The organism is Candidatus Pelagibacter sp. uisw_138 (assembly GCF_059512485.2).
The window spans coordinates 58,566-77,565 of the sequence record NZ_CM183453.2; the positions used below are offsets into that span (position 1 = coordinate 58,566).

The following is a 19,000-nucleotide window of genomic DNA, read 5'->3' on the forward strand; positions in this document are numbered from 1 at the left end:
TATGAATATAAACGAATTAATTAAGATTGTTAAAAGTAAAATTGAAGCAGAAATTATTATACAGGATATTAAAATTGAAGATAAAAGTTTTTTACATAAAAATCATAAAGGAAACCAAGCAGGAATGTTCCACTTAAAATTAATTATTAAATCTGAAGAGCTAAAAAAATTAAATAAGATAGAGTCAACCAAGAAAATCTACAATATTTTAGATCATGAGTTGAAAAAACACATACATTCCATTCAAATACTACTTAGTTAATTCTTTTTTTAAAAAGAGATTAATAGTTTTTTCATTAAACTGTAATTTGTAAACTGGGGAACCTATTTTTTTAAGTAAAACTAAATTAACTTTCTTTGTATTGTTTTTTTTATCTTTTTTCATAAAGGATAAAATTGTATTTAAATTTTTTATTGAAAAAAATTTATTAATATCTCTTGGAAGACTTAGATCATTTAAGTGATCGTTAATTAAGTTAAATTCTTTTTTATTCAAAATTTTATTTAATAAACTAAATTTTGCTGCAGTTTTAATACCAAGGATAACTGCCTCGCCATGATTTAACCTTGCAGAATAACCTAGTGTTGCCTCAAAAGCATGGGCAAAGGTATGCCCAAAATTTAGTATTTTTCTTATACCCAATTCTTTTTCGTCAGCCTCAACTACTTTTTTTTTAATCAAGCAGCTTTGTTGTATAGCTTTCTGTATAAAAGGACTTTTTAATTCTAAGATTTTTTTCCCATTATTATTTAAAAAAGAAAAGAATTTTTTTCCATCAATAAGGGAATGTTTTAAAATTTCACCATATCCACACACAACTTCTCTTTTTGGTAAAGAGTTTAAAAAATTAATATCTGATATAACAAGACTAGGTTGGTAAAATGAACCAATTAAGTTCTTACCATACTTGGTGTTTACACCAGTTTTTCCTCCAATAGATGAGTCAACCTGCGAAAGTAGTGTTGTTGGTATATTAACAAACCTTAGGCCTCGCTTATACATACTTGCTGCAAAGCCTGACACATCACCAGTAATACCCCCACCAATAGAAATTAAACAGTCATTTCTATTAAAATTTTTTTTTAAAAGAATTGATATGATTTTATTGAAACTTTTTTGATTCTTATTTTTTTCACTTGCATTAAAATAATGAATTGTAACTGATCCTTTTGGTAAAGATTTTAAAGCACTTTTTACCAATTTTTTTGGAACATTTTTATCAACTATAAGAAGGCATTGATTAAAGCTAATAGAACTTTCTTTCAAAAATTTACTTATTTTGTTTAAAATATTATTTCCAATAATAATTGAATATTTTTGACTGTTAGTACTAACTTTTAATTTAATTAAACTCATATGTTTTTATTATTGTTTTAACTATTTCACTTTTTGTTAATTTATTACAGTTTATTTTAAAATTAGCTTTTGAATATACTTTTTTTCTTTTGTTAATAATGGCTTTAATTTCTTGCTCAGTTGACTTCGAGGCTAAGGGTCTTTTCTTATTACCTTTAATTCTTTTAATTAAAACTAAATCATCCCAATTTAGCCAAAACGAAAAATGATTTGTTAAGACATCTTTTCTGATCTTGTCATTAATAAAACCTCCACCACCCAACGAAACAACAACATTTTTTTGTTTTAAAGATTTAATTGTTATCTTTTCCTCTAAATTTCTAAAGTAGTCCTCTCCATTTACTTCAAATATTTCTGAGACGGTCATTCCAGCGTGCTCTTCGATTAAATTGTCTATATCAATGAATGGGATGTTTAATTTTTTTGAAACCATAGCTCCAATAGAGGATTTACCTGACCCCATCATGCCTAAAAAAACGAGGTTTTTATTTGAATTCATAAGCTTTCTTTATTGAAAAAACACAAATATGTCTTAATTTGAAATTATTAAAGAATATATGCAATTTTCTAAAAACACAAGCAGTGGTAGTAGTAAAAGTCTATTAATCAAAATAGCATTGGTAATAATTATTTTTATTGGAGTTACCGTGTTACTTGGGAAAATTGAATTTCCATCTCCAAATAAAGATATTGAAAAAATCATCCCTAATGAAAAACTTAAAATTGTTAAGTAAGAACTATTTTTTAGTTATATTATTTTCTTTATTTTTTGGTTATGCAACCAACTCACAAGAACCAGTTGATATTTGGGAGGTAGGTGAAAAAAAACCTGAAGAAAATACAATCCCAATCGAAGATGAAGCTGGAACAAATATTCCACAAAATAGTATTTATGAAATGCAGTCCCAAAAAGAAGGAGAGTTAAGTATAGAGGAAACACAAACTTTAATTTCAAAAGAAAAAAAATTAGTTGGAATTTATGACCCTGCAGAAAATGGTTTAGATATTAATATGTGGTCCAATTCTAACGGGGATCAAATTTTAAATATCTTTAAAAGAATAGATAAATTAGAGCTTTCAAAAGATGCTGCAGGAATTTTGGATATTTTATTATTAACTAATGCACACTATCCAGAAATGAATATTTCAAAAGAGCAATTTTTAGAAATTAAATCAAAATGGCTTATCAAACATTCAAACTTTGATTTAATTGAAAAATATTTATTAAATAATCAGATTATCAATGAGCACCCAAAACTTACTAAACATTTAGTAGATTATTATCTGTCACAATCAGATGTTAAAAAAGCTTGTGAGATTTTTTCTGAAATTAAAGAACCAGTACAAGACCTATATTTATCTAAATTTAATATTTACTGCTTAATTAATAATAATAAAAGAGAAGAGGCTCAATTGCTTATCGATCTTCAGTCAGAATTAGGTATTACTGATAAGTTTTTTAATCAAAAAATTGATTATTTAATGGGGTATAATACAGAACCAGCAATAGAGATTTCAGAAAAAACAATTTTAGATTTTCATTTATCACACAGAACAAATCCAGATTTTAAATTTGAACCAAAAAATACTACATCTAGACAAATATGGAAATATTTATCAACTTCAAATCTGTTAGACGATATTAGTGATATTGAGCTTACAGATATAGAAAAAATTAGCAGTATAGAAAAAGCAACGCATGAAGGTAATTATGAAGAAAAAGAATTATTTGAACTTTATAAGAGATTTCAATTTAATATTAATCAATTATTAAATATTAAAGAATCCACTAAAGTACTTTCAAAAATAGAAATGAGAGCATTAATTTACCAAGGAATTTTAATTACTACTGAAATTGAGAATAAATTACAATTAATGAATGCTCTTAAAAATTCTTTTAGAAATGAAGGTATTGAGAATGCATTTAACTTAGAATTAAAAGCTTTTTTAAATAATATAGAAGAAGATAAGATCCCTTCAAACTTTACAACATTTTATCAAAATAATTTAGATAATGAGGAGACCGAACAAGCAAATATTAAAATAAATAATAAAATTTTACATCAATCAAAATTGATAAATTATTTAAAACTAGAAAAATCTAAAAATGATCCTACAAAAGAACTAAATAATTTCTTAAAAAAAATTAAGAAAGACAAAAAATATTTTTTTTCTAAAAAAGACGTAATTTTAGTTGAGGCTTTTAAGTCTGATGGCATCAAGATTTTAGAGAAGTATAATGATTTATACCAAATAAATGATTCAGAAATACCATCTGATATTCAAATATTTATTAACAGTAGTGATATGGCTGCAGCATTGCTTAGAATTGTTGAGGTTATTGGGCAGGACAACTTAAAGAGTATTGATGAGGATACATTATATTTTATTATAAGTGCACTTAATCAGTTAAATGCGGATCCACTAAGAAATAGGATACTCTTTAAAGTTCTTCCTTTAAAAGTTTAAAATTTATACTAAAATAATCAGTCATTATGTCAGTTAAACCAATTTTAACAGAACCAAATAAACTATTAAGACAGATTTCTAAACCAATTGAAAGTGTTGGTGATGAAGAAAGAAGGCTTATGGATGATATGTTGGATACTATGTATGCAGCACCTGGAATAGGTCTTGCAGCAATTCAAATAGGTGTACCAAAAAGAATTATAGTGATGGATATAAGTAGAGATGAAGATAAAAAAGAACCAAGATACTTTGTTAATCCAGTAATTAAAAATAAAAATAATGAAACATCAAAATATGAAGAGGGATGTTTATCTGTCCCAGACCAGTTTGCTGAAATAGAAAGACCAAATGAATGTGAAGTTGAGTATTTAGATTACAATGGAAAAAAACAATTATTAAAAGCAGATGGATTATTAGCAACTTGTGTCCAACATGAAATGGATCATTTAGAAGGAATTTTATTTATAGATTATTTGTCTAAATTAAAAAAATCCATGATAATTAAAAAACTTTCTAAAATTAAGTTGAATAGAATAATCGTTTAAAATGACAAAAAAAATTGTCTTCATGGGTACTCCATTATTTGCTGTACCGATCTTAAAATCTTTGTATTCAAAAAATTATATAATATCTGCCGTATATACACAGCCACCAAAAAAATCTCAAAGAGGTCAAAAAATAAATAAGTCACTAATACAAACTGTAGCTGAAGACCGCAATATAAATTGCAGAACACCAGATACATTAAAAGAAAATAAAGAAGAGTATGAATATTTAAAACAACTAGATCTAGATTTGATAATTGTTGTGGCTTACGGTCAAATAATACCCAAAGAATTTTTGAATCTTGCCAAAAAAGGTTTTATAAATATTCACGCCTCCCTTCTACCGAAGTGGAGAGGAGCAGCACCCATTCAAAGATCTATTATGAATTTAGAAAAAGAAACGGGAATTAGTATTATGAGAATAGGAGAAAAACTTGATACTGGTCCAGTTTGCAATAGCTATAGAGTAGAAATTAAAGATAGTGATAATGCAGAAATTATATCAAATAAACTCTCAATTTTAGCTTCAGAAAAAATTATAGAAAATATACATAGTATATTTGAAGATAAATTAACATTTAAAGAACAAGATGACACAAAAGCAACTTACGCCTCTAAGATTGAAAAGTTAGAGGGTGAAATTCAGTGGAATGATAATGCAGAAAGTATTATTGGAAAAATAAATGGATTATACCCAAGTCCTGGGGCCTTTTTTATTTTTAAAAAAGAAAGATACAAAATTTTAAAAGCAGAATTAGGCACTAAAAGTGGTGAGATAGGTGAAGTAATGACTAGTGATTTAGAAATTAGCTGTGGGGATCACAAATCCATAAAAGTTATTGAAATTCAAAGACAAGGAAAAAAGCCTCAAAATATTAATGAATTTGTTCCTGGTTCTCAAATAACAAAAGGATCAAGATTAACAAATGTTTAGATATCAAGTTTTAATAGAATATATAGGAACTAGTTTTGTAGGTTGGCAAATACAATCTAAAGGAAAATCAATTCAAAAAGAAATACAAGCTAAATTATCAAAACTTTTAAAAGAAAAAGTGGTATTGATAGGATCTGGAAGAACAGACACTGGTGTCCATGCAATAGAGCAGTCAGCTCATTTTGACAGTAAAAAAAAAATTCAAAATTTAGATAAATTATTAAGATCAATTAATCATTTTATAAATGATAAAGGTATTTCTATTTTAGCAATTAAAAAAAGAAGTCTAAAATTTCACGCAAGATATTCAGCTAAACAAAGAATTTATAAATATATAATTTTTAATAGATTAAGTAAGCCTTCTCTTGAAAAAGAAAGAGGTTGGCACATAATTAAAAAATTAGATATTGAGTTAATGAAAAAAGGGGCAAAAAAACTTTTAGGTACTAAAGATTTTTCTACTTTTAGGGCATCAAGCTGTAATGCAAATAGTCCAATTAAAACTATGAAATCTGTTTTGATTAAATCAAATGGCGGAAGAATTGAAATACAATTTAAATCTCAATCATTTTTACAACAACAAGTACGATCAATGGTAGGTAGTTTAAAATATTTGGCTGAAAATAAATGGAGTTTAAAAAAATTTGAATTTGTTATTAAAGCAAAAAAAAGAATTCTTTGTGCACCACCAGCACCTGCTGAGGGATTATTTTTAGAAAAAGTTATTTACTAGCCTTTTGTCTGCCGATACTAAATTTTTTATTAATTCTCCATCTAGACTCTGCTCTAACAATATAGCCACAACAGTTTTTTGATTTACACTTGCATTTGAATTGTTTATAATCTTCATCATAACCAAATCCATAATCGGCTGTTATCTCTTCACCTTTTTTAATATCTTTTATAGCAATCAACCATAATTTTAAGCCAGTTCCATTATAATCACAGTTATTAGAACAAGAGTGATTTATTAAACGTGCAGGGTTCCAAGACACGTCTCCATCCATGTCATATTTCTTATTTAAGTTAAATAAGTAGATAGGTTTTGCGTTATCAAACCTTTCAGTCGCTTCAGTTTGTTTTTTAGTAATAATTTTTCCAACATAATCAACAATTCTAGTACCTTCTTTAATATCTTTTGCAGCATAAAGGCCACGTCCCTTTTTGTCGATGTTAGATTTTCGAATTTTATAAAGTTTCATTGTGAGTTCTTTAATGTGTATTGAGAAATTATCAATTAAATTCTAGTAAAGCTTTTACATGCATCTCAGTGCTTTCTTGAAGTGCTAATAGATCGTATCCGCCTTCTAAAATTGATACTACTTTTCCATCACAATATTGTTTTGATAGCTCTAGCGTTCTTTTGGTAATATTATAAAAGTCTTTTGACTCTAATTGAAGTTGTGCCAATGGATCATTTTTGTGAGCATCAAACCCAGCAGAAAGTAAGATAAATTCAGGTTTAAATTCTTTAATTTTCTTAAGTACAAATTCATATGCATTTAAATATTCTTCTGAGGTTGTTCCTGCTGGCAAAGGAATATTTAATATATTGTTATGTTTTCCTTTTTCATCATTAGTGCCTGACCCGGGGTAATAAGGGTATTGATGAGTAGAAATATATAGAACTTTTTCATTATCGTAAAAAATATCTTGAGTACCATTTCCATGATGAACATCAAAATCAATAATTGCTACTTTTTTAAGTTTGTACTTATTTATAAGATAATTGGCTCCAACAGCCACATTGTTATAGATGCAAAAACCCATAGCTTTATTTTTCTCTGCATGATGCCCTGGAGGTCTAACGGCACAAAAAGCGTTTTTAAAATCTTTATTTTGAACACCATCAATAGCTGTAATAATTGAACCTACGGCATCAGACGCGGCATCCTTACTTCCTGGAGAGACAATTGTATCTCCATCTAAAAAAAATGATCCTTTTTCAGGAAAAGATTTTTCTACAAAATTTATATAATCAGAATTGTGAGTTATTTCTAAAAGTGACCGGTCAAATCTTGAAGGTTTTTTCCAAACTAAATCTTTATTATCTAATTTTTTGAAATTATCGATGACTACTGCAACTCTATCAATTTTCTCTGGATGACCGTCGCCTGTATTATGATTTTGATAAGTATCAGAGGTTATTAAACCAGTTTTCATTTAAGATAGATATTCTTGGTAAATAGTTTCTCGTTCTACTTTTGGCATTCCTTTGGTTCTTTCTACAAACTCATTACGCTGCTCTCTATTCTTAAAAACAAAAAAACAAACTGTATCTTTAGAGTGATAAATAGCTTTTAATTCATCATCAATATCATTCAGTTCTTTAGGAATATCTGTTTTAATGCAAATCATTAAAAGTAATTTTTAAGAATTTCAGAATATATCTTTGTTAACTTTTTTAAGTCTGAAATAGATACTGCCTCATCTACTTTGTGCATTGTTTTACCTACTAAACCAAATTCTAAACATGGAGCAATTTTTCTAATAAATCTTGCATCTGAAGTTCCACCTGTTGTAGACAATTGAGGTTTAATTTTTGTAATTTTTTTTATTACATCTTGAATCATGTAAGTTGTTTTATTGGGCTTAGTTAAAAAAGCCTCACCTGATACACGATATTCTACTTTAAAATTAGATTTATCCTTTTTAGTAATTTTTTTGAAAATTTTATTTAATCTATTCTTTAAGCTAGAAGATGTATGTTTATTATTAAATCTTATGTTAAAGGTAGCTCTTGCAAGTCCTGGAATAACATTATCAGCTGTGTTATTTATATTAATTTTAGTTACTTCTAAATTTGTTGGCTGAAAGTCTTTTGTTCCTTTATCAAATTTTATTTCTTTTATTTCATTTAGTATTTTGATCAATGAAGTCGATGGATTTTTAGCACGATGAGGATATGCAACATGACCTTGAGTTCCAATTATAGTTAATTCAGCATTGATACTTCCTCTTCTACCAATTTTAATCATTTCACCAAGTTTATTGGGGTTTGTTGGCTCACCAATTAAGCAAAAATCTATTTTTTCTTTTTTCTTTTTTAAGTAATCAACTACTTTTTTAGTGCCATTAATTGCAACACCTTCTTCATCGCCAGTAATTAATAAACTAATCGATCCATTAATTTTCTTATTATTTGATACAAAGTTATTTACAGCAACAACCCAGCTTGCAATTGCACTTTTCATGTCATTAGCACCTCTACCAATAAGATGATTTTTTTTAATAGCTGGACTAAAAGGTTTAATCGTCCAATCTTTTATATTTCCTGGAGGTACCACATCCAAATGACCAGCAAACATAAAGTTTGGTTGAGAATTACCCAATCTTGCATATAGGTTTTTAACTGGTTTAGAGTTTTTATCTTTAAACTCTAAAATCTTGCATTTAAAACCAATAGCAGTTAATTTTTTAGCTAAGAATTTCATTACTCCAGCATCAACTGGTGTAATGCTTGGAAATCTTATTAGCTCTTTAGCTAATGTGATTTCATTGTAAGTTGACATTTTTAGTCTCTTAATAGGTCGTTAATAGAAGTTTTAGATCTAGTTTTTTCATCAACTTGTTTAATAATTACCGCACAATATAAAGCAGGACCTTTGCCATCTTTACTTGGAAGACTGCCTGGAACTATTACTGAGTACGGTGGAATTTTTCCATAGATTACTTCACCAGTTTCTCGGTAAACAATTTTTGTAGATTGACCAATAAATACACCCATAGATAATACAGATCCTTCTCCAACAATTACCCCTTCAACTATTTCTGAACGAGCTCCAATAAAACAGCTATCCTCGATGATAGTAGGGTTAGCTTGCATTGGCTCTAATACACCTCCAATTCCAGCACCACCTGATATGTGGCAGTTCTTTCCTATTTGAGCACAAGATCCTACAGAAGCCCAAGTATCCACCATAGTTCCTTCATCTACATAAGCTCCAATGTTTACAAATGAAGGCATTAAGACAACATTTTTTCCAATGAATGATCCATGTCTAACCACTCCATTAGGCACCATTCTAAAGCCAGCTTTTTTATGCTCTTCTCTTCCCCATCCTGCAGTTTTTCCTCTAACCTTATCCCACCATGTAGCGTAAGGGCCTGCAAGAGTTTGCATTTCGTTAGTTTTAAAACTTAAAAGGATTGCTTTTTTAATCCACTGATGAACTACCCACTCATTATCTTTTTTTTCAGCAACTCTTAAAACACCTTTATCAACAAGTTCAATTGTTTCTTTAATTGTATTTAATATTGATTGGTCTGATTGACCATTAATTGAATCTTTATTGTCCCAAGCTGTATTGATAATGTTTTCAAATTCTTTCATAGTTTTGCTTTATTGTTAGTAGGTTAGTTTTATTGTGCTTTTAATATATTAATTTCTTGAAGAAAAGAAGGCAAGTTCTTAATCTTATAATCAATATATGGTTTATCTGCATCTTTTTTTGCAAATATTTCATCATTCTCAAGCCAGCAAGTTTTCATTCCTAAGTTTTTAGCTTGTTCTAAATTATGAGCAATATCTTCGATCAATATTGATTTTGTTGGATCAAGATCAAATTTTTCTACTATCTTTTTATAAGGTTCAATTTTTGGTTTTGGAATAAAATTAGCATCAACAATATCAAACGCTCCATCAAACAAACCATCTATACCTAGTTGTTTGGTTACGTTTTCCACATGCGCATGAGAACCATTAGTAAAGATATATTTTTTTTCTTTAATTTTAATTAATTCTTCTCGCAACAGCTCGTCTTTAGGAAGCCAGCTAATATCAATATCATGAACAAATTCTAAAAATTCGTGTGGATCAATTTTATCGTGATTCATTAATCCTGATAATGTTGTTCCATACTCATAGAAATATTCTTTTTGAATTTCTCTTGCTTTAATTAAATCCACGTTAAATTTCTTTGAAATGAAAGAAGACATCTTTTTATCAACTTCAGAAAAAACCTTTGTTTGTCCAGAATATAAAGTATTATCTAGGTCGAATAGCCAGTATTTAGTATTAATTAAGTTTTTCATTTTCTAATTAAAGTTCCTGAACCTTTATCAGATAATAGTTCAAAAAGGAGTGAGTGATTTTTTCTTCCATCAATTATCACAACTGCCTTGACTCCATTACTTGCAACATTTAGACAATTCTTAATTTTAGGTATCATTCCACCAGAAATTACCTCTTGATCAATTAATTCATTAGCTTTTTTAGAATTAATTTCAGGGATTAGTTTTTTTTCACCATCTAATACGCCCTCAACATCACTAATAATCATTAATCTTCTTGCTTTTAGCTCAATTGCGATCGATCCTGCAGCAGTATCGGCATTTATATTAAAAATCTGATTATCTTTATCTGAACCTAAGGGTGCAACAACAGGTACTTCGTTTGCTTTTATTGTTTCAGTTAATAGATCTTTATTAATTTCAGTAGGTGTTCCCACAAATCCAAGGTCTTTGTTTTCTTGTACGACAGTAATTACATTATTTTCTTTTGAAGTAATCCTTTTTGCTTTGCAAGCTAACTCATTTAAAGCTTCAACAATCTCTTTATTAAATTCGATTAATACATCCTCAACTATGCTGATGGTATCTTTATCAGTAACTCTTAGTCCATTAATAAAATTACTTTTAATATTAACTTCAGAAAGTTTACTGTTAATTCTTTTTCCACCTCCATGAACAATTATAGGATTAAAACCAAGTTTGTTTAAAACGACCACATCTTCAATAAAAATTTTAAATAATTTTGGATCAACTAAAACACTGCCACCACACTTAATGATAATAAATTCATCATTATATTTTTCTAAGTATTTTTTTACTTCTTCAACTGTTGGGCCGTCTTTAGGTAGGATGTTTATTAATTCTTCTTCTTTTAACGATGACATTTATGTTGTTTTAATAGTCATTTTTCTTTGAACAATATATTGCTGAATCATTGTGAAGATGTTGTTGAAACTCCAGTAGATAACAAGACCTGCAGGAAATGGTGCAAGAATTACAGTTAAAAATACTGGAAAGAACATAAATATTTTAGCCTGTATAGGATCTGGTGGAGTAGGGTTAAGCTTTTGTTGTATAAACATTGTGATACCCATAATGATAGGCCACGCACCTATTAATAAGAAAGAAGGTGGATCCCAAGGCAGTAAACCAAAAACATTAAATAAAGATGTTGGATCTCTATCACTTAAGTCATGTATCCATCCATAAAATGGCATATGTCTCATTTCAATGGTTACAAATAATACTTTATATAATGCAAAGAAAACTGGAATTTGAACCAGGATAGGCAAACAACCACTCATAGGATTAACTTTTTCTTTCTTATAAAGAGCCATCATCGCTTGTTGCAATTTCATTTTATCATCCTTGTGCAATTCTTTCAGACGAGCCATTTCGGGCGCTAGTAACTTCATTTTTCCCATGGACTTAAAACTGAAGTTGGCAAGAGGAAAGAAAGCCAATCTAATACAAATAGTAACAGCAATAATTGCTAAACCGTAATTACCAAGTAATTTAAAGAAGTAATCTAATACAAAGAACAAAGGTTTTGTGATGAAATACATAAAGCCCCAATCAATCGCTAGATCAAATTTATTGATATTTAAATTTTCAGCATAACCATCAATGACATTTACTCTTTTAGCGGCAACTATAATCTGAATTTTTTCTTCAACAGAACTGTTTGCTTTAACCTCAATACCTTTAGTTGATATGTAGTTCGCTCTGAATTTATTTTTATAGTCAAAAGTTGTTTTAAATTCTTTATCCTTAGGTGGTATAACTGATGTAACCCAAAACTTATCTGAAATAGCAACAAATCCTTCTTGTGCAATTTGAGTAAACTTCTTTTCCTGGATATCGTCGTAATCTTCCTCAATTAATTGATCATCAAGTACAGATAAAAACCCTTCATGCAAAATATAAAAGCCAGATATTTCTGGTAATTTGTTTCTAATTATTTGTCCATACGAGTAAAAATTATAAGATTTATCTGATCTATTAATTATTTTTTCTTTTACAGTAAACAAAAATTGATCATCTAAGCTTATATATTTCTCAAATGTAATACCTTGAGTATTACTCCATGTTAGTTTTACGGGATTGTTATTAGTTAATTTTTTATTTCCAGAAACTTCCCAGATGGTAGAAGCATCAGGTACATCTATATTTTTATTAGTACTTACAAAGCCACTTTCAATCAAATAACCATCCTCAACATTTCTTGGGCTTAATAACGTTATTTTATCACTTCCATTAAGTTCAACATTATATTCTTTGAAAGTTAGATCGTCTATCGCTGCACCTTTTAAAGAAATTGACCCAACAACACTTCCATTTTCAAATTGAATTCTATCATTTTCTTTTAAAGCATCCGTTCTTGAAAGCTTTGCAAGGTTTTCATTTTTATCCAAGCTAGGAGTGTCTTCATTATTTTCAATTTTATTTTGTTCAGCTAGATTTTTTTTAATAGTTACAGGATCTGGCTGAAAAAAAAGAGAATATAAAATAATAACAGCTGCTGATAAGGATATTGCTGCAATTACGTTTCTAGTATCCATTATTTCTTAGCCTTTAATTCTTTGTTTACGGGATCAAATCCTTCACTGCCACCCAATATCTTAATAGGATGACATGAAAATATTCTTTTAGTGCTTTTTGAGATCCCTTTAATTAGTCCATATGTTCTTAAACATTCAATTGTATATTCTGAGCAAGTTGGAAGATATCTACACGAAGGAGTTAAGTAGGGGCTAATAACCATTTTATAAAATTTGATCAGGCCAATTAAAATGTTTGATATAATATTCATTACTTAATCTTTTCTATGTCTTGGAATAAAGTATCTTTTATTATCGCATATTCATTGTTTAGCATAGTTATTTTCGCAATCACAAGGTAAGAATAATTAAAGTTTATTGACAATTTTTTTACAGCTTCGTTCATTATATTTCTTAATCTTCTTTTAACTTTATTTCTCTTTACGGCACCACGGATTAGTTTTTTTTTAGCTACAAAGCTAATATTTAGTTTTTTATTATCTTTATCTGCAAGAGAGCCAAAAAAAAGAGTGATATATTTATTTGAGATTTTTTTCTTCTTAAGTAAATTTTTGAAATCTTCGTTTTTAGAAAGAGCAACAATTTTGCTTTTCATTTAGTTTGGTTTATTTACCCTGAGGCTTTTTTTGAGTGGATGACACCGTAAGGTTTTTACGTCCCTTATCACGTCTTCTTTTAATAAGTTTTTTTCCACCTTTAGTTGCCATCTTTGATCTGAAGCCATGCTTCTTAAGACGTTTTCCAACTTTGGGTTGATATGTTCTTTTCATAGGATTTATTTAAGTTTTTTTAAATTTCGCTCTTTATAGTAATTATATGTATAAATAGCAAATAGAAGATTTTATAATACGACCAGTAAATTATGGAAAAATCAAAAAAAGTTAAGATAACTTTAGGTTTATTTTATCTTCTAGTTGTTTCATCATTTTTATACTTTTTTTTATCAAAATTCACCCTCGAAGAATTAACCAGCTATGAATTTATTAAAAATAATAGAGATTATTTTTTTGGATTAAAGCAAACTAATTTATTTTTAATTTCTCTAATATTTTTAATAGCTACAATTGTCTGGGTTGTTATGGCTGGATTTGGTTTACCGGTTGCACTCCTAGCAGGATTTATTTTTGGTAAGTGGCTTGGAACCTTCATTTTAGTAATTGGAATGACTATTGGAGCAACAATTCTATACATCATTGGAAATTATTTTTTTAAAGAAGTAATTAAAGAAAAGTTTTTAAATAGATTCAAAAATTTAGAAATAAAATTTAAAAAATCAGAATTTGTTTATCTGTTAGCTTATAGATTTATAGGAGGTATACCTTTTGCATTATCGAATGTATTACCTTGTATTTTTAATGTTAAAGTAAGTAATTTTTTTTGGGCTACATTAATAGGACTTACACTACAATTGTTTTTAGTTGTATCAATTGGAAGTGGACTTGAAAAAATCATAGAACAAAATTTAGAAGCTCCCAGAATCATTGATTTGATATATTCACCAGATATTTACATCCCAATGATTGCTTTTGCAGCTTTATTAATAGCTGCAATTATTGCTAGAAAAATATTCTATAAAAAATAATCTGGTGCCCTCATCGGGAATCAAACCCGAAACTGACCCTTACCAAGGGCCTGTTTTATCATTAAAACTACAAGGGCATTTAGTAATAGTAATAATTGTTCTTCCAACTATTGCCATAATATAAATGTAGATTATATTGAATTATCAAATTTCAATATTAAAAAATTATGAAAATTTATACAAAAATTGTTTTAGATATCGACAATAATTTAATTGAAGAGGAATATTATTATTATATGGGTCCTATGGCGTTCACTGGAATACACTATGATTTCAAGAGCACCAAAGGTAATAAGCTAATGGAAAAACAAGCAAAGCGTGAAAAGAAACTTGCTGAAAGAAAAGCAAAACGTGAAGCTAAAGAAGGTCCAAAGGCACAAGAGGAACCAGAAAAAATTTTAGATGCATCAAAGCCTATCACTTTAGATTTTTTGACTAATCCAGATAAATAATGAATGACAAAGAAAAAAATGAGAAGTTAAGTCTGGCTCTAAAAAAAAATTTAAAAAAAAGAAAGATTTTTCAAAAAAAAATAAGAAGAAAAGTAAATAATGTCAATACTTTCCGATAAATCTATAAGGAAGTTAGCAGTTGAGGAGTCAATGATTTCTCCTTTTATAGATAAGCAAGTCAGAGATGGTAAAATTTCTTATGGACTTAGCTCATTTGGTTATGATGCAAGAGTGGGGGATGAATTTAAGATATTTCATAATGTTAATTCTTCTATCGTTGACCCTAAGGAGTTTAGTTCAGATAATTTTGTAACTAAAAAAAGTTCTGAATATATTATTATTCCTCCAAATTCTTTTGCACTTGGAACCACTATAGAGGTCTTTAAAATACCAAGAGATATTATGTGTATCGTTGTTGGTAAGAGCACATATGCAAGAACAGGGATTATAGTAAACGTAACTCCAATCGAATCTGAATTTTTTGGAACAGTTACTCTTGAATTTTCTAATACCACACCGCTACCTGCAAAAATTTATGCAAATGAAGGAGTTGCTCAATTTTTATTTCTAAAAGGAGATCAGTCTCCTGAAACTTCATACGCTGACCGTAAAGGAAAATATATGGGTCAAACTGGAGTAACTTTACCAAAAGTATAATCATGAAAAAATTGGAAGTCTTTGGGGCAGCAAAGCTCAAGGGACACATTAGAATTTCAGGATCTAAGAATGCATCTCTTCCTATTTTAGCTGCAACATTGTTATCAAATAAAAAGATATCTTTAGCAAACCTTCCAAGAGTAAAAGATATAGAAACAATGATACTTTTATTAAAGTCATTAGGTTCAATTATTGATGATGATAAAAAAGAATTAATTATCAAAAATCCTAAGCAAACAAAAACTTTTGCAGCTTATAGTTTGGTTAAAACAATGAGAGCAGGAATATTAGTTTTAGGACCACTACTTGCTAAATTTGGTAAAGCAAAAGTTTCATTACCTGGTGGTTGTGCAATAGGGACAAGACCCGTCGATATTCATTTGCAAGCGCTATCAAAACTTGGAGTTAAATATAAAATTATCCAAGGTTATGTTCACGCTGATGCACCTAAAGGATTGATAGGGGCGAATATAAAATTTCCTAAAGTTTCAGTTGGTGCTACAGAAAATTTAATTATAGCCTCATGTTTAGCTAAAGGAAAAACAACTTTATCAAATTGTGCCATTGAACCCGAAATTAAAGATCTAGTTAAGTTTTTAATTAATATGGGCTGTAATATTAAGTGGACTGCAAAGAGAACGGTTAGGATTGAAGGAGTGAATAACCTTAAAGAATTAAATTATTCAGTAATGCCAGATAGAATAGAGGCGGGAACTTATTTAATAGCTGCAGCATTAACAGAAGGAAATTTGAAGATTACTGGAATTGATCCCAAGATAATAAGTACAGAAATTAATATCTTAAAAAAAATAGGATCAAAAATTATTTTAAGAAAAAATGAAATCCTTATTCAAGGAAATAAAAAGATTAAAAGCATAAATATTAAAACATCTCCTTATCCCGGATTTCCAACAGATTTACAGGCACAAATGATGGTATTATTGTGTAAGGCTAATAAAAAATCTCATATTAAAGAAGAAATATTTGAAAATAGATTTATGCACGTTGCGGAGTTAAATAGAATGGGAGCTAAGATTTCTATTAATGGAAATAAAGCAACCATAGAAGGAAATATCAAATTTGAAGCAGCAGAATTAATGGCCACAGATTTAAGAGCTTCTGTATCTTTAATTCTTGCGGCACTTGCAGCTAAAGGAAAATCAGTAATTAATAGGATATATCATCTTGATAGAGGTTATGAAGATATAGAGAAGAAATTAAAAAAAGTAGGGGCTAAAATTAAGAGAACTAACTAATGAATAAAAAATATTTATCAAAAATTATAGCTACAGACAATGAGGGATTGCAAGTAATCTCAGCATGTTGCTCTGGAGCTGAAGTTAAAGTTGATGAAATTAAATATCTTCAATCAAATAAAGTTTTTTTATTATCATTAAATAGATCTAAAGTAGAAACAGATGAGAAAGATAAAAAAGTTACTAGTATTTGCAAATTCGAATTTGTAGATAGAGTTAAATCTAAAAATATTAAACAAAATGATCCTGAGGAAAAATTAGAGTTAATTGGGATGGATTATTTAAAGAATAATGACAACTATGAGATAAACTTAATGTTTACAAACAACGCATACATTACATTATCAACAGAAATAATTGAAGTAACTTTAGATGACCAAAACAAAGCTAATTAATGATTAAGATATTAGATAGTAAAAATAAAAACTTTGACAAAACTTTAGACGCATTACTGTCTAAACGAAAAAATAAAGTCCAACTTAACTCAGTTTCAGTTATTAAAATTATTAAAGATGTTAAGAAAAATGGTGATAAAGCCATCTTAAAGTATGAAAAGAGATTTAATAAAAATAGTGTTATTGCTCCAAGTATAAAACAAATAAATAGAACTATTCAATCTTTAGATCCAAAAGTTAAAAAAGCAATCGATCTTGCTTATGATAGAATTTATAAATTCCACTCGTTACAAAAATTCAAAAACATTTCTTATACGGATAAACTAAAAAATAAATTAGAGTATAAGTACGTACCTATCGAATCGGTTGCAATTTATGTGCCTGGTTCAACAGCCTCGTATCCTTCTAGCGTTTTAATGAATGCAATACCTGCAATTGTTGCTGGAGTGAAAAGACTAGTTATGGTTAATCCAGGTCAAAAAGGTAAACAAAATCCTGCTGTATTATATGCTGCAAAAAAATGTAAGATTAAAGAAATTTATTCAATTGGAGGACCATCCGCTATTGCAGCTGCTGCATATGGTACTAAGAAAATTAAAAAAGTTGATAAAATTGTTGGCCCTGGAAATTCTTACGTAGCTGCAGCAAAAAAAGAAGTTTTTGGAGATGTTGGAATTGAAGGAATGATTGCAGGCCCTTCTGAAGTAACAATTGTTTGTGATAAATTTTCAAATCCTGAATGGATAGCAAGTGATCTAATAGGTCAAGCAGAACACGACAATCTTGCTCAATGTATTTTAATTTCAAAAGATAAATTAATTATTAAAAAAGTTAATGATGAAATTATTAATCAATTAAAAGAAATACCTAGAGCCGCAATTGCAAAAAATAGTCTACTTAATAATGGAATTATAATTCATATGCAGTCTGACCAAAAAATTATTAATACAGTAAATAAAATTGCTCCCGAGCACTTAGAACTTAACACTAAGAACTTTAAAAAAGTAGTGGGTAAGATTAAAAATGCAGGATCTATCTGTTTAGGAAAATATGCCGTAATGGCAATGACAGATTATAATGTTGGCTCTAATCACGTATTACCAACTAATTCTTCAGCAAGATACTCAAGTGGAGTTAGTGTTAATGAATTTTACAAAAGAATTTCATATATAAATCTATCAAAAAAAGGGATTGAAACCCTTGGTCCATCAGTTATAACACTTGCAAACTACGAGGGTTTAGCGGGACACGCTAAGTCGGTAGAAAAAAGAATTAGGAGAAAATAAATTTGTCAAAACAAGAAATGCTGTCGTTCTCAGGAATTGTTGAGGATTTATTACCGAATGCAATGTTCAGAGTTAAATTAGAAAACGGCCATATTGTTACAGCGCATGCTGCAGGCAAATTACGTAAGAACAGAATTAGAGTACTTCAAGGTGATAAGGTTCAAGTCGAAATGACACCTTACGATTTGACCAAAGGTCGTATCACTTTTAGAGGTTAATATGGGGCCCTGTAGCTCAGTTGGTAGAGCATCGGATTGAAAATCCGTGTGTCACTGGTTCGAGTCCAGTTGGGGCCACCACCACCTCTCTTAAAAATTTAAAAATAAGGTCAACGTCTTTTTATATTTAGGTATTGAAAATTATTCTTAATTGTCTAAAAGACTGGTCATGATTATAAATATTACATATAGAGAGACTTCAAGAAGTACTCATAGACTTTGTTTCCATAGCCTTTAGGCTATTTATTTATAATATAATTTTAAATCCACACAAA

26 protein-coding genes and 2 tRNA genes are annotated in these 19,000 nt (G+C 28.8%); 14 read left to right on the plus strand and 14 right to left on the minus strand.

The genetic code is table 11. From position 1 onward, the window contains the following. Position 1 precedes the first annotated feature (1 nt). Positions 2–262 (plus strand): BolA/IbaG family iron-sulfur metabolism protein, encoded by a 261-nt coding sequence (locus tag AC5YGC_RS00260; protein ID WP_496139666.1) that lies wholly within the window; start codon positions 2–4, stop codon positions 260–262. Here the strand turns inward: AC5YGC_RS00260 and aroB are convergent. After that, complete coding sequence (gene aroB / locus AC5YGC_RS00265; RefSeq protein WP_496139667.1) at positions 251–1,357, minus strand: 3-dehydroquinate synthase; 1,107 nt, start codon at positions 1,355–1,357, stop codon at positions 251–253. The two genes, AC5YGC_RS00260 and aroB, sit on opposite strands and share 12 nt — an antisense overlap. Continuing rightward, positions 1,344–1,856 (minus strand): shikimate kinase, encoded by a 513-nt coding sequence (locus tag AC5YGC_RS00270; RefSeq protein WP_496139668.1) that lies wholly within the window; start codon positions 1,854–1,856, stop codon positions 1,344–1,346. The genes aroB and AC5YGC_RS00270 overlap by 14 nt, the downstream gene beginning before the upstream one ends. Positions 1,857–1,914: 58 nt before the next feature. Between AC5YGC_RS00270 and AC5YGC_RS00275 the strand changes: the two genes are divergently transcribed. From AC5YGC_RS00275 to truA, 5 genes are read left to right on the plus strand one after another with little or no spacing between them, the layout of a single operon-like run. Next, a complete protein-coding gene (locus tag AC5YGC_RS00275; RefSeq protein WP_496139669.1) occupies positions 1,915–2,091 on the plus strand; it encodes a hypothetical protein in 177 nt (58 codons plus the stop codon). Beyond that, positions 2,066–3,826, plus strand: a complete 1,761-nt coding sequence (locus AC5YGC_RS00280) for a hypothetical protein (RefSeq protein ID WP_496139670.1) — start codon at positions 2,066–2,068, stop codon at positions 3,824–3,826. Before AC5YGC_RS00275 ends, AC5YGC_RS00280 begins: the two co-directional genes overlap by 26 nt. A 26-nt stretch (positions 3,827–3,852) precedes the next feature. After that, positions 3,853–4,371 carry a peptide deformylase gene (gene def / locus AC5YGC_RS00285; RefSeq protein WP_496139672.1) on the plus strand — a complete coding sequence of 173 codons (519 nt, stop codon included), beginning with the start codon at positions 3,853–3,855 and terminating at the stop codon, positions 4,369–4,371. Position 4,372: 1 nt separating this feature from the next. After that, positions 4,373–5,305, plus strand: coding sequence for a methionyl-tRNA formyltransferase (gene fmt, locus AC5YGC_RS00290; RefSeq protein ID WP_496139673.1), 933 nt, complete (start codon positions 4,373–4,375; stop codon positions 5,303–5,305). Continuing rightward, positions 5,298–6,038, plus strand: coding sequence for a tRNA pseudouridine(38-40) synthase TruA (truA, locus tag AC5YGC_RS00295; protein WP_496139674.1), 741 nt, complete (start codon positions 5,298–5,300; stop codon positions 6,036–6,038). The genes fmt and truA overlap by 8 nt, the downstream gene beginning before the upstream one ends. On the opposite strand, the gene AC5YGC_RS00300 is transcribed toward truA, so the two are convergent. The 11 genes from AC5YGC_RS00300 to rpmH are packed head-to-tail and all read right to left on the minus strand — an operon-like array spanning position 6,028 to position 13,649. Continuing rightward, entirely contained in the window at positions 6,028–6,507 is a 480-nt protein-coding gene (locus AC5YGC_RS00300) for an SET domain-containing protein-lysine N-methyltransferase (RefSeq protein WP_496139675.1), read from the minus strand. The genes truA and AC5YGC_RS00300 overlap by 11 nt on opposite strands. A 31-nt stretch (positions 6,508–6,538) precedes the next feature. After that, entirely contained in the window at positions 6,539–7,468 is a 930-nt protein-coding gene (locus tag AC5YGC_RS00305) for a histone deacetylase family protein (protein ID WP_496139676.1), read from the minus strand. After that, positions 7,469–7,663, minus strand: a complete 195-nt coding sequence (locus tag AC5YGC_RS00310) for a hypothetical protein (RefSeq protein WP_011281728.1) — start codon at positions 7,661–7,663, stop codon at positions 7,469–7,471. Next, positions 7,663–8,817: a succinyl-diaminopimelate desuccinylase gene (gene dapE / locus AC5YGC_RS00315; RefSeq protein WP_496139677.1), complete on the minus strand. Its 1,155-nt coding sequence runs from the start codon at positions 8,815–8,817 to the stop codon at positions 7,663–7,665. The genes AC5YGC_RS00310 and dapE overlap by 1 nt, the downstream gene beginning before the upstream one ends. A gap of 2 nt (positions 8,818–8,819) precedes the next feature. Then, positions 8,820–9,638, minus strand: coding sequence for a 2,3,4,5-tetrahydropyridine-2,6-dicarboxylate N-succinyltransferase (gene dapD, locus AC5YGC_RS00320; protein ID WP_496139678.1), 819 nt, complete (start codon positions 9,636–9,638; stop codon positions 8,820–8,822). Positions 9,639–9,667: 29 nt separating this feature from the next. Beyond that, positions 9,668–10,339 carry a pyrimidine 5'-nucleotidase gene (locus tag AC5YGC_RS00325; protein ID WP_496139679.1) on the minus strand — a complete coding sequence of 224 codons (672 nt, stop codon included), beginning with the start codon at positions 10,337–10,339 and terminating at the stop codon, positions 9,668–9,670. Next, the gene (gene argB / locus AC5YGC_RS00330; RefSeq protein ID WP_496139680.1) at positions 10,336–11,202 is read right to left on the minus strand and encodes an acetylglutamate kinase; all 867 of its coding nucleotides are present in this window, start codon (positions 11,200–11,202) and stop codon (positions 10,336–10,338) included. The genes AC5YGC_RS00325 and argB overlap by 4 nt, the downstream gene beginning before the upstream one ends. Beyond that, entirely contained in the window at positions 11,203–12,879 is a 1,677-nt protein-coding gene (gene yidC, locus AC5YGC_RS00335; RefSeq protein WP_496139681.1) for a membrane protein insertase YidC, read from the minus strand. Continuing rightward, positions 12,879–13,130 carry a membrane protein insertion efficiency factor YidD gene (gene yidD, locus AC5YGC_RS00340; RefSeq protein ID WP_496139682.1) on the minus strand — a complete coding sequence of 84 codons (252 nt, stop codon included), beginning with the start codon at positions 13,128–13,130 and terminating at the stop codon, positions 12,879–12,881. Before yidD ends, yidC begins: the two co-directional genes overlap by 1 nt. Further along, complete coding sequence (gene rnpA, locus AC5YGC_RS00345; protein ID WP_496139683.1) at positions 13,130–13,474, minus strand: ribonuclease P protein component; 345 nt, start codon at positions 13,472–13,474, stop codon at positions 13,130–13,132. The genes yidD and rnpA overlap by 1 nt, the downstream gene beginning before the upstream one ends. Before the next feature lie 10 nt (positions 13,475–13,484). Then, the gene (rpmH, locus tag AC5YGC_RS00350) at positions 13,485–13,649 is read right to left on the minus strand and encodes a 50S ribosomal protein L34 (RefSeq protein ID WP_006997435.1); all 165 of its coding nucleotides are present in this window, start codon (positions 13,647–13,649) and stop codon (positions 13,485–13,487) included. A 92-nt stretch (positions 13,650–13,741) separates the two neighbouring features. Here rpmH and AC5YGC_RS00355 point away from each other — a divergent pair, with 92 nt between their 5' ends. Next, positions 13,742–14,461, plus strand: a complete 720-nt coding sequence (locus AC5YGC_RS00355) for a VTT domain-containing protein (RefSeq protein WP_496139684.1) — start codon at positions 13,742–13,744, stop codon at positions 14,459–14,461. 2 nt (positions 14,462–14,463) lie between these two features. Here AC5YGC_RS00355 and AC5YGC_RS00360 read toward each other — a convergent pair. Continuing rightward, positions 14,464–14,538, minus strand: a tRNA-Thr gene (locus AC5YGC_RS00360). Between the two features lie 168 nt (positions 14,539–14,706). Between AC5YGC_RS00360 and AC5YGC_RS00365 the strand changes: the two genes are divergently transcribed. From AC5YGC_RS00365 to AC5YGC_RS00395, 7 genes are all read left to right on the plus strand, one after another. Next, positions 14,707–14,913, plus strand: a complete 207-nt coding sequence (locus tag AC5YGC_RS00365) for a hypothetical protein (RefSeq protein WP_496140323.1) — start codon at positions 14,707–14,709, stop codon at positions 14,911–14,913. Positions 14,914–15,012: 99 nt separating this feature from the next. Further along, positions 15,013–15,570: a dCTP deaminase gene (gene dcd, locus AC5YGC_RS00370; protein WP_496139685.1), complete on the plus strand. Its 558-nt coding sequence runs from the start codon at positions 15,013–15,015 to the stop codon at positions 15,568–15,570. 2 nt (positions 15,571–15,572) lie between these two features. After that, the gene (murA, locus tag AC5YGC_RS00375; protein WP_496139687.1) at positions 15,573–16,826 is read left to right on the plus strand and encodes a UDP-N-acetylglucosamine 1-carboxyvinyltransferase; all 1,254 of its coding nucleotides are present in this window, start codon (positions 15,573–15,575) and stop codon (positions 16,824–16,826) included. Further along, positions 16,826–17,221 carry a DUF2948 family protein gene (locus tag AC5YGC_RS00380; RefSeq protein ID WP_496139689.1) on the plus strand — a complete coding sequence of 132 codons (396 nt, stop codon included), beginning with the start codon at positions 16,826–16,828 and terminating at the stop codon, positions 17,219–17,221. Before murA ends, AC5YGC_RS00380 begins: the two co-directional genes overlap by 1 nt. Then, on the plus strand, positions 17,221–18,507 hold the full coding sequence (hisD, locus tag AC5YGC_RS00385) for a histidinol dehydrogenase (RefSeq protein ID WP_496139690.1): 1,287 nt from the start codon (positions 17,221–17,223) through the stop codon (positions 18,505–18,507). Before AC5YGC_RS00380 ends, hisD begins: the two co-directional genes overlap by 1 nt. A 2-nt stretch (positions 18,508–18,509) precedes the next feature. Continuing rightward, the gene (gene infA, locus AC5YGC_RS00390; RefSeq protein WP_006997427.1) at positions 18,510–18,725 is read left to right on the plus strand and encodes a translation initiation factor IF-1; all 216 of its coding nucleotides are present in this window, start codon (positions 18,510–18,512) and stop codon (positions 18,723–18,725) included. A 5-nt stretch (positions 18,726–18,730) separates the two neighbouring features. Next, positions 18,731–18,806 (plus strand) — tRNA-Phe (locus AC5YGC_RS00395). Positions 18,807–19,000 lie beyond the last annotated feature (194 nt).

Bases quoted from the DNA above. Each gene is read 5' to 3' on its own strand.
- dapD (WP_496139678.1), bottom strand. From the start codon at position 9,638: ATGAAAGAATTTGAAAACATTATCAATACAGCTTGGGACAATAAAGAT.
- AC5YGC_RS00325 (WP_496139679.1), bottom strand. From the start codon at position 10,339: ATGAAAAACTTAATTAATACTAAATACTGGCTATTCGACCTAGATAAT.
- hisD (WP_496139690.1), top strand. From the start codon at position 17,221: ATGATTAAGATATTAGATAGTAAAAATAAAAACTTTGACAAAACTTTA.
- AC5YGC_RS00380 (WP_496139689.1), top strand. From the start codon at position 16,826: ATGAATAAAAAATATTTATCAAAAATTATAGCTACAGACAATGAGGGA.
- AC5YGC_RS00280 (WP_496139670.1), top strand. From the start codon at position 2,066: ATGAAAAACTTAAAATTGTTAAGTAAGAACTATTTTTTAGTTATATTA.
- AC5YGC_RS00310 (WP_011281728.1), bottom strand. From the start codon at position 7,663: ATGATTTGCATTAAAACAGATATTCCTAAAGAACTGAATGATATTGAT.
- fmt (WP_496139673.1), top strand. From the start codon at position 4,373: ATGACAAAAAAAATTGTCTTCATGGGTACTCCATTATTTGCTGTACCG.
- rpmH (WP_006997435.1), bottom strand. From the start codon at position 13,649: ATGAAAAGAACATATCAACCCAAAGTTGGAAAACGTCTTAAGAAGCAT.
- murA (WP_496139687.1), top strand. From the start codon at position 15,573: ATGAAAAAATTGGAAGTCTTTGGGGCAGCAAAGCTCAAGGGACACATT.
- AC5YGC_RS00355 (WP_496139684.1), top strand. From the start codon at position 13,742: ATGGAAAAATCAAAAAAAGTTAAGATAACTTTAGGTTTATTTTATCTT.
- dapE (WP_496139677.1), bottom strand. From the start codon at position 8,817: ATGTCAACTTACAATGAAATCACATTAGCTAAAGAGCTAATAAGATTT.
- AC5YGC_RS00300 (WP_496139675.1), bottom strand. From the start codon at position 6,507: ATGAAACTTTATAAAATTCGAAAATCTAACATCGACAAAAAGGGACGT.
- dcd (WP_496139685.1), top strand. From the start codon at position 15,013: ATGTCAATACTTTCCGATAAATCTATAAGGAAGTTAGCAGTTGAGGAG.
- AC5YGC_RS00260 (WP_496139666.1), top strand. From the start codon at position 2: ATGAATATAAACGAATTAATTAAGATTGTTAAAAGTAAAATTGAAGCA.
- yidD (WP_496139682.1), bottom strand. From the start codon at position 13,130: ATGAATATTATATCAAACATTTTAATTGGCCTGATCAAATTTTATAAA.
- AC5YGC_RS00305 (WP_496139676.1), bottom strand. From the start codon at position 7,468: ATGAAAACTGGTTTAATAACCTCTGATACTTATCAAAATCATAATACA.
- rnpA (WP_496139683.1), bottom strand. From the start codon at position 13,474: ATGAAAAGCAAAATTGTTGCTCTTTCTAAAAACGAAGATTTCAAAAAT.
- def (WP_496139672.1), top strand. From the start codon at position 3,853: ATGTCAGTTAAACCAATTTTAACAGAACCAAATAAACTATTAAGACAG.
- AC5YGC_RS00365 (WP_496140323.1), top strand. From the start codon at position 14,707: ATGGCGTTCACTGGAATACACTATGATTTCAAGAGCACCAAAGGTAAT.
- truA (WP_496139674.1), top strand. From the start codon at position 5,298: ATGTTTAGATATCAAGTTTTAATAGAATATATAGGAACTAGTTTTGTA.
- yidC (WP_496139681.1), bottom strand. From the start codon at position 12,879: ATGGATACTAGAAACGTAATTGCAGCAATATCCTTATCAGCAGCTGTT.
- argB (WP_496139680.1), bottom strand. From the start codon at position 11,202: ATGTCATCGTTAAAAGAAGAAGAATTAATAAACATCCTACCTAAAGAC.
- AC5YGC_RS00270 (WP_496139668.1), bottom strand. From the start codon at position 1,856: ATGAATTCAAATAAAAACCTCGTTTTTTTAGGCATGATGGGGTCAGGT.
- AC5YGC_RS00275 (WP_496139669.1), top strand. From the start codon at position 1,915: ATGCAATTTTCTAAAAACACAAGCAGTGGTAGTAGTAAAAGTCTATTA.
- aroB (WP_496139667.1), bottom strand. From the start codon at position 1,357: ATGAGTTTAATTAAATTAAAAGTTAGTACTAACAGTCAAAAATATTCA.